Raw genomic sequence first — 15,206 nt, 5'->3', positions numbered from 1 at the left:
TCATCCCTGCGAAACGGTGGCGTGCATTTCCCAGACGATGACCTCGGCGCCGGTATCGGAACTGACCTGCTGGCCTCCGCCGCCGGACACTCGTACCGCGTCACCTTGTTCGAGCACACCGACGCCTTCCATGGCCGCCTGACCGTCGGCGATAAAAACATGCAGGAACGGTGCGTCCGGCAGGGTCACGGGCTGTCCGGGTTGCAGACGCGCGACGTGCATCGCGGCGTACTTGTTCTTGATCCGGATTGCCGAGTGATCGGCGTACGCGTCCATTCCCGAGGCGACGGGAACCAGTCCACCGGCAAGCAATTCGGCGTCGATCTCCAACTGCTCGTAGCCGGGGGTGATTCCAGCTTCGTCGGGGATGACCCACATCTGGATGAAGTGAACCGGGTCGCTGTGCTTGTCGGAATGGCTGCCGGCCACGTCACCGAGTCGCCACGAGTCGTTCTTCTCGGAATGCAGGATGCCAGTTCCGGCGCTCATCCGCTGGGCGAGTCCGGGGTAGATGACCCCCGAATGACCCATCGAATCCTGATGCACGAGAGAGCCTCTCAGAACCCAGGTGACGATCTCCATGTCCTGGTGCGGGTGGGTGTCGAATCCCATTCCCGGCGTGACGATGTCGTCGTTGTTGACCAGGAGAAGGCCGTGGTGAGTGTTCTTCGGGTCGTAGTGATTGCTGAACGAGAAGGAGTGCTTCGAGTCCAGCCAGCCCGCATTGGACTTGAAGCGATCGCCCGATCGGCGGACGTCGAAGTTCGGTAGCGACAAGGTGGAGGTCATGGGGTGCCTTCCGAATGGTGTGGGGGAGAGCAAGTTTTCAGAGGACGTGATTGCCGTACATCTCGCCGAGGGGATCTGCGATCAGTTCGAGTCGAGCGCCGTCGGGATCGCGGAAGTACAACGAAACCTCGCTGTGCTCGATCAATTCGACGCCCGCCTCGGTGAGTCTGGTGCGCAACTTCGCCCACTTGGCCGGCTCGACGCTGATCGCGATGTGGTGGAGGCCGCCGAGTACCTCTTGGTACGGGCCCACGTCGAGGCCCGGGAAGTCGAAGAAGGCCAGGAGGTTGCCGTTGCCGATGTCGAAGAAGAAGTGCGAAGACCCGGGATAGTCACGGTTCTCGATCAGTTCGGTGAGAGGGAAGCCGAGGAGATCCTGATAGAACTTCACGGTTCGCTCGACGTCACTGCTGATCAGGGCCGTATGGTGCAGACCGCGTGCGGTCGATGTGGGTCGTTTGTCGGCGGGGATCAGATGTCGATCCTTGATCTCGGCGCGGCGTTCCTCGAACCGCACTGCGTTGTCGTCCTGCACTGCGTTGTCGTCGCTCATGGCGCCCGCCTCTCGGTTGAATCTTCTCTTCGAACAACTAGTTGACTGATCAACTACATTGAGAATAGCTCATTTGATTTCGTTGTCAACTACTTCGGATATGCTGGCGTGATGGAATCAACGCGATGGTTGACCGACTCGGAGCAAACTGCCTGGCGGGCGTACCTGGATTCGACCCGCCTGCTTCAGCGCGTCCTCGATCAACAGTTGGTGCACGACTCCGATATTTCCTTCACGGATTTCGAGTTGCTGGTCGCGCTGGCCGAGGCGCCCGGGCGACAATTGCGCATGAGTGAGCTCGCTGACGCCGTGATGGCAACCCGTAGTGGCGTGACCAGGGCGGTCAATCGACTGGTCGGCGTCGGTTGGGTGCGCAGGGTTGAGTGTGTCGACGACAAGCGTGGCGCCAATGCGGAGCTGACCGACCAGGGCGCCGAGAAACTGGCGTCGGCAAGCCCGGCCCACGTCGCCGCCGTGCGAAAGAACATGTTCGATCTGCTGAGTCCGCGGGATGTCGAGCGTCTCGGTGTGGTGTTCGGTGAGATGCGCCGCCACCTTCTCGAGGGCCAGTCAGGTAATTGACAGAGCAACGGCCAATGTCATGTAGTTGGTGAGGACTGCGAACGGACTGCCATCATGGTCTGGTGACCCGCATTCGTATGTTCGCGACCGACCTCGACGGCACCCTGCTGCGCTCCGACCGAACGATTTCGACGCGCACCGCGCAAGCCATGGAGAACGCGCGGCTGGCGGGTATCGAAGTTGTGTGGGCGACGGCCCGCGCTCGACATTCGGTACACACGTTGGCGAGCTCGTGCGGATTTCGCGGTAAAGCTGTGTGTGCCAACGGAGCTGTCATTCTCGACCTCGCCGATGGTACTCCGGAGATCGTCGACACCGTTTCGATCGAAATGTCCTTGGCGGCAACGGCTATGGAGCAAGTTCGCGCACTGGTCCCAGGCGTCGTGTTCGCGAACGTCGGACCCACTCAGTTCTTTGCCGAGCCGGAGTACGCCGCTCTGTGTGAGTTCGCGGACCATCACCGGCACCTGCACGAGATGGTGCTGGCCGACACCTTGCCGCTCGACGTCGAGCCGATGGTCAAGATCGTGGCTCGGCATGCGGAAGTTCCCAGCGCCGACCTGTACCGAACTGCGGTCGCTGCGGGCATCGAGGGTGTGGAGTTGACCCACTCCGGGGCTCCGTACATGGAAATGGCTGCGGCGGGCGTCTCGAAGGCCAGTGCTCTCGCGCAATTGTGCGCGATCGACGGCATCGACGCGTCGGAAGTTGCGGCAGCAGGTGACGCGTTCAACGACGTTGCCATGCTGGCCTGGGCCGGAACGGCTCTGGCGCCGGCCAACGCCCGAGCTGAGGTCATCGAACTTGCCGACCGAATTCTGCCTACGAACGACGAGGACGGAGTGGCAAGCTACCTCGAAGAGTTGGTTGCGGGGAGCTAGTTCAGCTGCTGACGGCCTTGGGCCCGGTGCCGATACCGACGCCGCAGTCCGTCATGAATTCGGAGAAGACACGGTCGAAGCGATCCGGGTAGTCCAGGTGGGGGAAGTGTCCGGCGCGCTTGAAGATCTCGACCCGCCCGAGCGGTAGCTCGACGCGAGCGTTCTCGGTGTGGGCGTTGGGGATGATGGTGTCTTCCTCGCCCCACACCAATAGTGCCTGCAAGTTCTTGAAGTTGGCGAAATGCGGGGTGGCATTGACGGTTTGGCCGTTGTAGTTGATGACCGATCGTGCAGTCGCCAGAAATGCCTGACGTGTCGACGCGTCCGATACCGAAGCAAAGCTCTTACGAGCCTCACTCGCGCTGGCGCCGAGCTTGAACAGGCCGATCTTGTTGAAAAGTCCAAGCGCTTTGTCGGTCACGTCGGTCAGCGTCCGGGACGCGAGGACGGGAAGTACCAGTTCGCTGCCGGGCAGAGTCGCTGCGCGCAGGAGTGGGCTGACCTCGGGGCCGAGTCCGCCGCTGGCCACGAGGCACAGCCGTTCCACGCGGTCGGGGAACAGATAGAGCGTCTGCATCGCGATCCCGCCGCCGAGTGAGTGACCGACCAGGGTGGCCGACGGAATGTCGAGGGCTTCGAGAAGATCGCGCACAGTGGCTGCGTGAGCGCTGAGCGAGTAGTCGCCGGCAGGCTTGTCCGACGCACCATGTCCGAAGAGATCAGGAGCTATGACGCGGTAGTGGCGTGAGAGCGTCTCGATCTGCGGCTCCCAGTTGGAGTGCGCGCCCAGCAGGCCGTGAATGAGCACCACAACGGGGCCACTGCCTTGGTCGACGTACTTGAGCTGGTCGCCGTGCAATACAACCGTCTGTAATTGGTCGGTTGCCATGATTGAACCTTTCGGAGCCGCCAGTATCTGTGGCTGCTCGCGTGTTGTCGGACCGCACCCGCCCCGACGCGGATCCACGGGTATTTGTGACCGGGAGTAACCCCAGTTCCCTCAGTATGCCCACCGAGGGGCCCGATGTCGTCGCCATTGGGCGTGTTGTGACGAACCGTGAGCCGTCGGTTGAGGGGAGACGTACAACTCACCGCCGCTTGTCGGGGCGGTTGATCAGGCGAAATCAACCAGTTTGCCGAAGGTGAGGTTGATGTCCCACGGTGTGACGCCCCAGGTCTCGATAGCTGATACTGCGAAGATTCCGGCGGCCTCGATGGTGTCTTGCGAGGCTGGCGCCGAGACCGAAACACCGGCTTGGCCGTTCGGAACCTCCGGCCAGACGCCTGTGCCCACGGGTGCGGGGGTGGCCTCCATGACTGCATTGGCCAGGCCCGATTCGTCGACGGTCGTGAAGAGGCAATTCGGCTCGTGGGGAGAATCCCACCCGCCGAGTTCCGCGAGCCAGAATTCGCCGCGTCCAGCAGCGGAGATCGCGATCGAGGCGAGTGTCGACTCGAGATCTTCCCAAGCGTCGGCGGTCGGGGCCGACGCCTCGGTGAGCATGAACGGCGCGGCGAGGGCAGTGCTGTCCGGGGAAGCGAAGCGCGGCTGCACAGTAAGGGTCTGCATCTGGTCGTCGAAAAATGCAACTTCTCGGAACTTGTTGTCCGGCAGAGCAGTACGGGAAACAGTGCCGCGTCCAAGCAGCGCGCCGAGCGCCTCGGGATCGTCGACACTCCACAGGCGGGTCTCGTCCTCGGACCACGTGCGAATCATTCCGCCGACGACGGGACTGATCAGCACGGGCTCGAGGTTCGTACTGCCTGTTGACTCGCTCACCGCTGGCTCCCACCGCACGTCGTACCGCCGGACCGGTTCCGAGCGACCAGACAAGTATGCCGCCTCGCTGCTGTGCGCCTTTATTAACCGCGGGCGGTTAATAAAGGCGCACAGCAAGTAGTCACATATGCGTGCCGCCGTCGATGCGGATTTCCGTTCCGGTGACAAAGGAGCCGTCCTCGGAAGCGAGCATCGCGATCACGCCGGCGACCGCAGACGGGGGAGCGAAACCCTCCCCGATCGCCGGGGCCAACTTGCCGAGCAGCGTGAAGTCGATGTCGGCCGGGAATCCGGGATCGGACGTCATGCCCGAAGCGATGCTGCCGGGTGCGACGGCCACGGCGCGGAGGCCCTGCTTGCTGTACTCGAGAGCGAGTGCGTGCGTGAAGGATTGGATTCCACCCTTCGACGCTGCGTACGCCGTCATGTAGGGGTGGGCGAATGTCGCCGAAGTGGAACTGAAGTTGACCACGACGCCTGCTCCACTTTCGAGCAGCGCCGGAAGGGACTCCCTCGTCATGAGGAACGTTCCGGTGAGGTTGACCCCGATGACGGTGTTCCAGAAATCGAGTGTCATCTCGTGGGTGTGCGCGGAGCGCAGAATGCCCGCCGCGTTGACCAACACGTCGAGACCGCCCAGAGCCTTGATCGCAGCGCCGACCTGTTCGCGAACGGACTCTTCGCTGGAGATGTCGACCTTCACCGTGGTCAGGCGATCGGAATGGCCTGCGTCCTTCGCTGCGTTCAGCGTTTGTTCGAGGCCGGTCTCGGAAATGTCGGCGGCGACGACGGTGCCACCTTCTGCCAGGATGCGGGCAACGGTGGCCTGGCCGATTCCGGATCCTGCGCCGCTGATGAGGACGCGCTTGTCGTCGAATCGATTCACGAGAAAACTCCGGTCTGTGGGATGGACAGCTGTCTGGTTTCGATTCTGCGCGATCCAGAGCTATTAATCTGCTGGGCATTCCACTGACTGGGCACCATTGGTGCTTGTTCGCTCGCAATCCCGAGCGAACAAGCACCGACGTGTCCTACAAACCCGCTGCCTGCGCGAGGCTCGGCAGGTAGGTGCTCGGCTGACCGAAAAGCTGAGCGCTGCCGTGTGCACGCTTGAAGTACAGCTGAGCGTCGTGCTCCCAGGTGATCGCGATTCCGCCGTGCAACTGAACCGCTTCGGAGGTGATCTGCTGCAACGCTTCCGAGCAGTAGACCTTCGCCACCGCCGCATCGTCGGCCGACTGCGTCGCCACGGCTGCGTACGTCATCGACCGCGCCGTCTCGACCAACGTGTACATGTCAGCCATCCGGTGCTTGAGGGCCTGGAAAGAACCGATCGCGCGACCGAACTGCTTGCGCGACTTGGTGTATTCGACGGTCTGTTCGACGATCGCTGCGGCTGCGCCGACCTGCTCTGCAGACAACGCGATCAGGACGACGGTTCGGATTCGATCGACCAGATCTTCTGACCACTGCAGTGGTCGACCGCGAACACCGGAGAACGTGACCTCCGCCAGCGTTCGTGTCGGATCCATGGTGGGGACGCGTCGGCGGGAGACGCCCTCGGCGGCGGGATCCACTTCGTAGAACCCGTCGGCAGTCAGAACTAGCAGGGTGTCTGCGACGTGCCCGTCGAGGACATACGACGCCGTGCCGGTCAACGCATCCTCGGTTGCCTCGACGCCGAAGGTGCTCCAACCAGCGGTGCCCGCCCAGCACAGGGCGAGCGTGCTCTCACCGGCCGCGACACCGGGCAGCAGTCGAGAGCATGCGTCGTTGTCACCGGAAAGCAGCAGTGCCTGTGCGGCAAGAATCGCGGAACCCAACATCGGTGAGGGTGTCAGCGTGCGGCCCAGTTCCTCCTGGACCACGTGTACCTCGCCCAAACCTGCTCCGACGCCGTCGAACTCCTCGGGAATCGCCAGCGCGGCGACGCCGATCTGCTCGCACAGCTTGCTCCACAACGCGGCGTCGTAGCCGATCTCGGTGGTGATGGCGGCGCGGACGGCAGCGGAGTCGGAATGCTTGCTCAGGAGATCGCGTACCGACGCGCGCAATGCTGCCTGGTCTTCGGTGTCGATGCTCATGATGCAACCAGTGCTTCGACGACGCGCGCACGATGCTCGGACGGTGTGCCCCAGGCGGCGAGTAGCGCCCGCACCTTGGTGAGCCACAGGGAGAGATCATGTTCCATCGTGTAGCCGATGGCGCCGTGAACCTGGAGTCCGACGCGGGCGGCCTTGTAGGCGGCATCGCCGCACGCGACCTTGGCGGCTGAAATGTCACGCGAGGCGTCGGCCGACTGATCGCGAACCGACAGTGCGGCACCGTGCAGCAGGGGGCGGGCCATCTCGAGGGAGACGGCAACCTCGGCCAGGTGGTGCTTCATGGCCTGGAACTGTCCGATGACCTTGCCGAACTGCTTGCGCTGCTTAGCGTATTCGGTGGTGACCTCGAGTAGTGTCTGGCCGAGACCCTGCAACTGCGCGGCAGTGGCAAGAGCGCCCATGTCGAAGGCTGCCGAGAAGTCGGCAGAGCCCAGCGATTCGCCGGCGGAAACCTCGTAGAGCTTGCGGGAGAGATCCACCGACGCCTTGGCCTCGCCGGGGATGCCCACGGAGACCGCGCCGTCCTGTGCAAGTAGCACCAGGTCCACTGCATTGGCGTCGAGCGCAAACGGTGTGTGCGGGGGAGCGGCGACGGTTGCCAGTGACCCCTCGGCGAGAGCAGAGAGACGTTCCGGTGCAACGGAAGCCAGGAGCGTCGGCGCCACGGCGATCGTTTCGACGACCGGTCCGGGTACTGCGTGGCGACCGAGCTGTTCGAGCGCAACGACCAGGTCGACGGCGTCGGCGCCGAGCCCGTCGTGCTCTTCGGAGATGACGAGGCCGTTGACGCCGGTCTCGGCAAGGCGCTGCCAGAGCTTCTTGCCTGGCTCGGTGTCACCGTCGTTCCACGAACGGATGACGGCGGGCATGTCGGACTTGGTCAGCAGTGCATCGATGCTTGCAGCGAAGTCCTGGTGGGAGGAGTCGAGCGCGAATCTCATCGGTCCGCCTTCGGTAGGCCGAGCAGACGCTCAGCGATGACGTTTTTCTGAATCTCGTTGGTGCCTGCATAGATCGGGCCGGACAGGGAGAACAGGTATCCGTCCATCCAGTTGTCGGCCAACTCGGCTTCAGGGCCCTGAAGTTCGAGAGCAGTCTCGTGGGTGGCGATGTCCCACTCGGACCAGAAGACCTTGTTGATCGAGGACTCGGCGCCGAGCTGTCCACCGTCGGCCAGACGGGTGACGGTGCCGAATGTGTTGAGTTGGTAAGCGCGAGCGCCGATCCAGGCATCGGCGACCTGGTTGCGCAGCGCGCCGTCGTCAGTGCGTCCGCTGGACTTGTACAGCTCGAGCAGGCGGTCGACTGTCGCGAGGAAGCGGCCGGGGCTGCGCAGCGAGAGACCACGCTCGTTGCTTGCGGTGCTCATCGCGACGCGCCAACCTTCGTTGACGTTTCCGATCACACCGGACTCGCCGGGGTTGGACGGGTCGTCCGGAACGAAGACATCCTCGAGAAAGATCTCGGCGAAGCCGGGCTCACCGTCGAGCTGATCGATCGGGCGAACGGTGACACCCTTCGAGCGGAGGTCGAACATGAAATACGTGATGCCCTTGTGGCGCTGCGCATCCGGATCGGAGCGGAACAAGCCGAAGCCCCAGTCTGCGTAGCTGGCGCGCGAACTCCACGTCTTCTGGCCGTTGAGCAGCCAACCGCCGTCGACCTTCTTGGCGCTCGAACGCAGGCTCGCGAGGTCGGAACCGGACTCGGGCTCGGACCAAGCCTGTGCCCAGATGTCGTCGGCACGAGCCATACGCGGCATGATGCGAGCCAACTGCTCGGCATTTGCATGCTCGAACAGTGTGGGAGCCAACAGGAAGATGCCGTTCTGGCTCACGCGACCGGGCGCACCCGAGCGGTAGTATTCCTCCTCGAAGACGACCCATTCGAGCAGGGACGCGTCGCGGCCACCGAGTTCCTTGGGCCAGGACACGACGGCGTAACCGGCGTCGGCGAGGGTGTGTTCCCACTGCCGATGTTCTTCGAAGCCTTCGGCCGTGTCCATGGACTTGAGCGGAGTGGCGGGGACGTTCGCCTCCAGGAACGAGCGGACCTCGTCACGGAATGCGGTTGTGGCGTCGTCGAATACGAGATCCACTAGTTTGTTCCTTCCTGCGGTGTGCGAGCACTGGCAGCCATAGCTTTGGCGTCGAGACCACCAAGCGAGTCTTTGCCTACCTCGGCGTTGTGAGCGTGAGCGAAGTGATGCAGACCGAAGACGGAATCGATGCCGTTACGCATCCCCATCTGGTCCTCGCACTGATTGACGGCTTTCTTGGTCAAAGCCAGTCCGAAGCGCGGCATCTCGGCGATACGTCCGGCGAGCTCGAACGTCTCCTTCTCGAGGTGCTTGCGGGCGACGACGCGGTTCACCATGCCGATTTCGTAGGCACGTTGCGCAGTGAACCGATCGCCGGTGAAGAGCATTTCCTTGGCGAATCGTGAACCGACCATCCACGGGTGCGCGAAGTATTCGACGCCGGGGATACCCATGCGGACAACGGGATCGGAGAAGAAGGCGTCGTCGGACGCGACGATCATGTCGCAGACCCAGGCGAGCATCAGTCCGCCGGCTATGCAGGCGCCTTGCACCATCGCGATGGTGGGCTTGGGGATCTCCCGCCAGCGACGGCACATGCCCAGGTAGACCTCCATCTCGCGGGCGAAACGCTGGTCACCGCCTGGCTTGTCGACGTGATCCCACCACATGGTGGCCTTGTTCTCGTATTCGACGTGATGGTCGCGTCCCGGGGTCCCCAGGTCGTGACCGGCACTGAAGTGCGGTCCGTTGCCTGCCAGGACGATCACCTTCACGTCGTCGTCTTCGACGGCGCGCTGGAATGCCGCGTCGAGGGCGTACGTCACGACCGAGTTCTGGGCGTTGCGGTAATCGGGACGATTTAAGGTCACGACGGCGACCGAGTCACGAACCTCGTAGGTCACGACGTCGGCTTCGAAAGGAACAGTCATGACTGTTCCTCACGCAGAACCGTTTTGAGGACCTTGCCCGAGGGATTTCGGGGCAGGTGATCGACGAAGCGCACCTCGCGGGGCACCTTGAAGCCGGCGATCTTCTCCTTGAGGAAGGCGATCACCGACTCTTCGGTGAGGCCGGCGCCGTCGAGTTGGGCGATGTAGACGCGGCCCACCTCTCCCATCCGGTGATCGGGGATGCCGATGGCAGCCGATTCGTGGACACCGGGCAGGCGAGCCAACATCCCCTCGATCTCGGCGGGGTAGACGTTGAATCCGCCGCTGACGTACATGTCCTTGAGACGGTCGGTGATGTCGAGATATCCACGCTCGTCGAGGGTTCCGATGTCTCCGGTGTGCAGCCAGCCGTCGGCGTCGATTGCCTTGGCGGTGGATTCCGGGTCGTCGAGGTACCCGAGCATGACGTTCGGTCCACGAAGCAGGATCTCGCCCTGGTCGCCGATCTTGACCTCGAAATCGGCTGTTGCGCGGCCGGAACTGGTGGAGACGGTGACCGGATCGTCGTCGGTGCGGCACATCGTCGCAACGACCGCCTCGGTCAGGCCGTATGCCGTGAGGACGGCGTCGAAAAGCTCTGCTTGCATGCGCTCGACGAGAGCAACCGGCACGGGTGCGGCGCCGGTGATCGCGATGCGGAGCGAGGACAGGTCGTACTCGCTGCGGCGGGGGTGGTCGAGGATGGTCTGGTAGATCGTCGGGGCGCCGGGCAGGATGCTGATCTTCTCGCTGTTGACCAGTGCGAGGGTGTCGTCGATGTTGAAGACTGACACCGGCACGATCGTCGCACCGTTCAACAGACAGACCAGGATTCCGGCCTTGTACCCGAATGTGTGGAAGAACGGGCTGATGATGAGGAAGTTGTCGTCAGCGGTGACCTCGGCGCATTCGCCCCACGACTTGGCAACGGCGATGGACTGACGATGCGCGGTGATCGCGCCCTTGCTGCGTCCTGTGGTGCCGGAGGTGAAGAGGATGTCGCTGACGTCGTCGGGCTGCACCTTCGCAGCGCGGGCGTCGGCCTCGGTGCGGGCGGCGTCGGTGGCGAGCGCGAGGAAGTCCTCGAACTCGATGACGCCGTCTCGGTCGTCGTTTCCGTCGATCGGTACCTGGATGACGGTGGGGATCGACAGGCTCGGGTTGGCGTCGAGCAACTGCTGGTACCGATCGGCCTTGAGGAACGTGCCGACGATGACCAGAGCCGCGGCGTCGACGCGCTCGATGATGTCGAGAGCTTCGGTGCCGGTGTATCGAGTGTTGATCGGAATGATGGCTGCGCCGGCGTACTGAGCGCCGAGCAGGGCGATCACCCAGTGGTATGTGTTGGGCGCCCAGATGACGACGCGGTCGCCTGCCTTCACCCCACGGTTGATCAGTGCGCCGGCGAAATCGCGGACACGCTGGTGCAGCTGTGCGAAGGTCAGTCGGGTGTCGCCATCGGCGATAGCCGCGCGCTCACCGAACTCCTCGGCGGCCCGGATGAGGGCTGATGGGATGGTTCTCGGTTGTTCGGTCACTGGACTCCTACCTGACACGCTACCTAGCAAGTGCTTGGTAGGTTATCTTACATATGTGGACCAGAGCGAGAGCCCGGACGGGCAGATGACGGACGACGAGTTTGCGACCACGGTCGCGCAGTGGTTGGCCGAGAACTTGACGGGCAAATTCGCCCAGCTCAAGGGTAAGGGCGGCCCCGGCAGCGAGCACGAGTTCTTCGAGCAACGACTCGAGTGGGACAAGCACCTCGCAGCCGCAGGATGGACGTGCCTCGGGTGGCCGAAGGAATTCGGCGGACGGGGAGCAAGCATCGCTCAGCAGGTCATCTTCCATCAGGAGTACGCAAAGGCCGGCGCGCCCGCTCGCGTCAGCCACATCGGTGAAGAGCTGCTCGGCCCGACGCTGATCGCGTTCGGCACCGAGGAGCAGAAGCGTCGATTCCTTCCGGGCATCAACACGGTCAGTGAACTGTGGTCGCAGGGCTATTCCGAGCCCGGCGCCGGTTCCGACCTCGCGAACGTCTCCACCACCGCACGCCTCGAAAACGGCAAGTGGATCATCAACGGCCAGAAGGTGTGGACCTCGCTGGCCCACGTCGCGCAATGGTGCTTCGTGGTCTGCCGCACCGAAGTGGGCTCCAAGCGTCATCAGGGCTTGAGCTTCCTGCTGGTCCCGTTGGATCAGCCCGGTGTGACAGTTCGGCCCATCCAGCAGCTCACCGGTACGTCGGAGTTCAACGAGGTCTTCTTCGACGACGCCGTGACCGACGCCGATCTGGTGGTCGGCGAACCTGGCGAGGGCTGGAAGATCGCGATGGGGCTGCTCACCTTCGAGCGCGGTGTATCCACGCTCGGACAGCAGATCGGATTTGCCCGCGAGCTCCAAGGCGTCGTCGACCTGGCGAAAGCCAATGGCAGTGACCAGGATCCGCACATCCGCGAAAAGATCGCGCGCGCCTGGGTCGGTCTGCGCGTGATGCGCGCCCACGCGATGCGTACTCTCGACGCGGTCGACGCCGGAACCGGTGGCGGAGAAGCGTCCGTCGCAAAACTGTTGTGGGCCAACTGGCATCGTGATCTGGGACAGCTGGCGATGGACGTGCAAGGTGCGTCGTCGTTGGTTGCGCCTTGGGCGGATTCCGAGGGCAATGCCTCGGACATCACCGACCCCGAACATCTCGAGCTCGACGAGTGGCAACGCCTCTTCCTCTTCACCCGCGCCGACACGATTTACGGCGGCTCCAACGAAATTCAGCGCAACATCATTTCCGAGCGCGTGCTCGGTCTTCCCCGAGAGGCTCGTTAATGTCTGACACCAAAGCCGCGTCCCCGCTTTCCGTTGCGCCCGAGGAAACGCCGGGTCACGGACTGCTCGCGGGCAAGAAGGCAATCATCACTGCCGCGGCCGGAACCGGCATCGGTTTCTCAACTGCGCGCAGGGTGCTTCTCGAAGGCGGCGACGTTCTCGTCTCCGACTTCCACGAGCGTCGTCTTGGTGAGACGGTGGAGAAGCTGAAGGCCGAATTCCCCGGTCAGCAGGTCGAATCGATCATCTGCGACGTGTCGAGCACCGAGCAGGTCGACGCGCTGTTCGTCGGCGCCGCCGAGAAGTTGGGGCGCATCGACATCGTCGTCAACAACGCCGGCCTGGGCGGCGAGACTCCCGTCGTCGACATGACGGACGATCAGTGGGATCGCGTTCTCGACATCACCCTCAACAGCACTTTCCGTTCGACGCGCGCCGCGCTGCGGTACTTCAAGAGCGTTCCCCACGGCGGTGTTCTGGTGAACAACGCGTCCGTTCTCGGTTGGCGGGCGCAGCATTCCCAGGCGCACTACGCCGCAGCCAAGGCCGGTGTCATGGCGCTGACTCGGTGCAGCGCAATCGAAGCAGCGGAGTACGGAGTCCGTATCAACGCGGTCTCGCCCTCCATTGCGCGTCACGCGTTCCTGGCGAAGGTCACCAGTGAGGAACTGCTCGACCAGTTGGCTTCCGGCGAGGCCTACGGCCGCGCCGCGGAGGTCTGGGAGATCGCAACGGTCATCGCGATGCTCGCCAGCGACTACTCCACCTACATGACCGGCGAGATCGTCTCCGTTTCTTCGCAGAGGGCCTAGCGTCCCCGTGCGCGGTTAAGGAGTCCCTGGACTCGCTGACCGCGCACAGGGGAGGGCCCTGGATAGGATTGAATACATGACGCCACCTCGAAATTCCGACGAATCCAACGGCAAGTCCGGGCGCCGCGACGAGCTGCTCGAGATCGCGGCCGGGCTGTTCGCCGATCGCGGAGTGCGCGCGACGACCGTCCGCGACATCGCCGACGCCGCCGGGATCCTCTCCGGGAGTCTGTATCACCATTTCGATTCCAAGGAGTCGATGGTCGACGAGATCCTCCACCAGTTCCTCGACGAACTCTTCGGGAAATACCGCGAGATCGTTGCGGCGGGGTTGGACAGTCGCGCGACGCTCGAAGCGCTGGTAGTGACGTCGTACGAGGCCATCGACGCCTCGCACTCGGCCGTTGCGATCTACCAGGACGAGGTCAAGCACCTCGTCGGGAACGAGCGCTTCGCTTACCTGGCCGAGCGCAACACCGAGTTCCGGGACCTGTGGGTCGGCGTCCTCGAAGCCGGCGTCGCGGACGGGACCTTCCGTTCCGACATCGACGTCGAATTGGTCTTCCGATTCATGCGCGACACAGTGTGGGTCGCGGTTCGCTGGTACCGCCCGGGTGGATCCCTCTCGGCTCACGCCGTCGCGGCTCAATATCTCGCGATCGTGCTCGACGGGCTCTCCGATCCGGCAACAACTTCAGAAGCTAGTGCTGAATCAACTTCAAGAACTATTGCTGCACAACGAAACTAGGAGCTAACGCTATGTCCGAGGTTTACATCGTCGACGCCATTCGCACACCAATCGGCAAGAGGGGCGGCGCGCTGTCCGGCGTGCACCCCATCGATCTCGGTGCGCACGTCGTCAAGGCACTGGTCGAGCGCACCGGTATCGACCCCAGTGACGTCGACGACGTGATCTTCGGTTGCGTCGACGCCATCGGCGGTCAGGCCGGCAACATCGCCCGTATGTCCTGGCTCGCAGCGGGATTCCCGGAGCACGTTCCCGGTGTGACCGTCGACCGTCAGTGCGGTTCGAGTCAGCAGGCAGTGCACTTCGGCGCTCAGGCCATCCTGTCGGGCACCGCGGATCTGATCGTCGCCGGCGGCGTTCAGAACATGAGCCAGATTCCGATCTCGGCAGCGATGATCGTCGGCCAGCAGTACGGATTCGACACGCCGACTTCGGGTTCGGTCGGTTGGACCGAGCGTTACGGTGACCAGGAAGTCTCCCAGTTCAAGGGCGCCGAGATGATCGCCGAGAAGTGGGACATCAGCCGCGAAGAGCTCGAGAAGTGGGCCCTGCAGAGCCATGAGCGCGCCAAGGCTGCGATCGCCGCGGGTCGTTTCGACAACGAGATCGTCGCCATGGGTGACGCGACCGTCGACGAAGGACCCCGCGAGACCAGCCTCGAAAAGATGGCGACGCTCAAGGTTCTCGTCGAAGACGGCCGCATGACCGCAGCAGTGGCAAGCCAGATCTCCGACGGCGCGAGTGCGCTGCTGCTGGCGTCGGCGGAAGCGGTGGAGAAGTACAACCTCAAGCCCCGCGCCCGGATTCATCACCTCAGCGCACGCGGCGACGACCCGATCTTCATGCTCAGCGCGCCGATCCCGGCCACGAAGCATGCTCTCGCGAAGGCCGGTCTGAGCATCGAGGACATCGACATCGTCGAGATCAACGAAGCTTTCGCCCCGGTGGTCCTGGCCTGGATCAAGGAAATCGGTGCAGATCCGGCCAAGGTCAACGTCAACGGCGGCGCGATCGCACTCGGCCACCCGCTCGGCGCCACCGGCACCAAGTTGATGGCAACCCTGCTGAACGAACTCGAGCGCACCGGCGGCCGTTACGGTCTGCTGACCATCTGTGAAGGTGGCGGCACCGCAAACGCGACGATTATCGAGCGTATCTGATCC

16 protein-coding genes are annotated in these 15,206 nt (G+C 63.4%); 6 read left to right on the top strand and 10 right to left on the bottom strand.

Translation table 11 applies throughout. The features are described 5' to 3' along the window. Together ACFQ6H_RS06840 and ACFQ6H_RS06835 are read right to left on the bottom strand one after the other, a co-directional pair. Positions 1-789 carry a pirin family protein gene (locus ACFQ6H_RS06840; protein WP_378639460.1) on the bottom strand — a complete coding sequence of 263 codons (789 nt, stop codon included), beginning with the start codon at positions 787-789 and terminating at the stop codon, positions 1-3. A 37-nt stretch (positions 790-826) separates the two neighbouring features. Further along, complete coding sequence (locus ACFQ6H_RS06835; protein ID WP_378644887.1) at positions 827-1,342, bottom strand: VOC family protein; 516 nt, start codon at positions 1,340-1,342, stop codon at positions 827-829. A gap of 111 nt (positions 1,343-1,453) precedes the next feature. Here ACFQ6H_RS06835 and ACFQ6H_RS06830 point away from each other — a divergent pair, with 111 nt between their 5' ends. After that, complete coding sequence (locus ACFQ6H_RS06830; protein ID WP_378639468.1) at positions 1,454-1,924, top strand: MarR family winged helix-turn-helix transcriptional regulator; 471 nt, start codon at positions 1,454-1,456, stop codon at positions 1,922-1,924. Positions 1,925-1,986: 62 nt separating this feature from the next. Then, a complete protein-coding gene (locus tag ACFQ6H_RS06825; protein WP_378644884.1) occupies positions 1,987-2,805 on the top strand; it encodes a Cof-type HAD-IIB family hydrolase in 819 nt (272 codons plus the stop codon). Position 2,806: 1 nt separating this feature from the next. Here the strand turns inward: ACFQ6H_RS06825 and ACFQ6H_RS06820 are convergent, their stop codons facing one another. The 8 genes from ACFQ6H_RS06820 to ACFQ6H_RS06785 all read right to left on the bottom strand — a co-directional run bounded on the left by ACFQ6H_RS06820 (position 2,807) and on the right by ACFQ6H_RS06785 (position 11,198). Next, complete coding sequence (locus tag ACFQ6H_RS06820) at positions 2,807-3,694, bottom strand: alpha/beta fold hydrolase (RefSeq protein ID WP_378644882.1); 888 nt, start codon at positions 3,692-3,694, stop codon at positions 2,807-2,809. A 225-nt stretch (positions 3,695-3,919) separates the two neighbouring features. Beyond that, entirely contained in the window at positions 3,920-4,585 is a 666-nt protein-coding gene (locus ACFQ6H_RS06815) for a hypothetical protein (RefSeq protein ID WP_378644879.1), read from the bottom strand. A 121-nt stretch (positions 4,586-4,706) separates the two neighbouring features. Further along, positions 4,707-5,471 carry an SDR family NAD(P)-dependent oxidoreductase gene (locus tag ACFQ6H_RS06810; protein WP_003945543.1) on the bottom strand — a complete coding sequence of 255 codons (765 nt, stop codon included), beginning with the start codon at positions 5,469-5,471 and terminating at the stop codon, positions 4,707-4,709. Between the two features lie 145 nt (positions 5,472-5,616). Continuing rightward, complete coding sequence (locus ACFQ6H_RS06805; protein ID WP_378644876.1) at positions 5,617-6,669, bottom strand: acyl-CoA dehydrogenase family protein; 1,053 nt, start codon at positions 6,667-6,669, stop codon at positions 5,617-5,619. After that, a complete protein-coding gene (locus ACFQ6H_RS06800) occupies positions 6,666-7,631 on the bottom strand; it encodes an acyl-CoA dehydrogenase family protein (protein ID WP_378644874.1) in 966 nt (321 codons plus the stop codon). The genes ACFQ6H_RS06805 and ACFQ6H_RS06800 overlap by 4 nt, the downstream gene beginning before the upstream one ends. Continuing rightward, a complete protein-coding gene (locus ACFQ6H_RS06795) occupies positions 7,628-8,788 on the bottom strand; it encodes an acyl-CoA dehydrogenase family protein (protein WP_378644871.1) in 1,161 nt (386 codons plus the stop codon). The genes ACFQ6H_RS06800 and ACFQ6H_RS06795 overlap by 4 nt, the downstream gene beginning before the upstream one ends. Further along, positions 8,788-9,660 carry an enoyl-CoA hydratase gene (locus ACFQ6H_RS06790; protein WP_230814834.1) on the bottom strand — a complete coding sequence of 291 codons (873 nt, stop codon included), beginning with the start codon at positions 9,658-9,660 and terminating at the stop codon, positions 8,788-8,790. Before ACFQ6H_RS06790 ends, ACFQ6H_RS06795 begins: the two co-directional genes overlap by 1 nt. Continuing rightward, a complete protein-coding gene (locus tag ACFQ6H_RS06785) occupies positions 9,657-11,198 on the bottom strand; it encodes a FadD3 family acyl-CoA ligase (protein WP_378644868.1) in 1,542 nt (513 codons plus the stop codon). The genes ACFQ6H_RS06790 and ACFQ6H_RS06785 overlap by 4 nt, the downstream gene beginning before the upstream one ends. A 55-nt stretch (positions 11,199-11,253) precedes the next feature. Here ACFQ6H_RS06785 and ACFQ6H_RS06780 point away from each other — a divergent pair, with 55 nt between their 5' ends. From ACFQ6H_RS06780 to ACFQ6H_RS06765, 4 genes are all read left to right on the top strand, one after another. Beyond that, entirely contained in the window at positions 11,254-12,483 is a 1,230-nt protein-coding gene (locus ACFQ6H_RS06780) for an acyl-CoA dehydrogenase family protein (protein ID WP_378644866.1), read from the top strand. Beyond that, the gene (locus ACFQ6H_RS06775) at positions 12,483-13,295 is read left to right on the top strand and encodes an SDR family oxidoreductase (protein ID WP_003945582.1); all 813 of its coding nucleotides are present in this window, start codon (positions 12,483-12,485) and stop codon (positions 13,293-13,295) included. The genes ACFQ6H_RS06780 and ACFQ6H_RS06775 overlap by 1 nt, the downstream gene beginning before the upstream one ends. Positions 13,296-13,371: 76 nt before the next feature. Next, positions 13,372-14,043 carry a TetR/AcrR family transcriptional regulator gene (locus ACFQ6H_RS06770; RefSeq protein ID WP_378639507.1) on the top strand — a complete coding sequence of 224 codons (672 nt, stop codon included), beginning with the start codon at positions 13,372-13,374 and terminating at the stop codon, positions 14,041-14,043. A gap of 11 nt (positions 14,044-14,054) precedes the next feature. Beyond that, positions 14,055-15,203 (top strand): acetyl-CoA C-acetyltransferase, encoded by a 1,149-nt coding sequence (locus tag ACFQ6H_RS06765; protein ID WP_378535149.1) that lies wholly within the window; start codon positions 14,055-14,057, stop codon positions 15,201-15,203. Positions 15,204-15,206 lie beyond the last annotated feature (3 nt).

This window comes from Rhodococcus sp. NPDC056506, assembly GCF_042794945.1.
In the GTDB taxonomy this organism is placed as follows: Bacteria; Actinomycetota; Actinomycetes; order Mycobacteriales; family Mycobacteriaceae; genus Rhodococcus_F.
The sequence above is the reverse complement of the archived record's forward strand: the minus strand, read 5'-3'. Positions and strand labels throughout refer to the sequence as shown.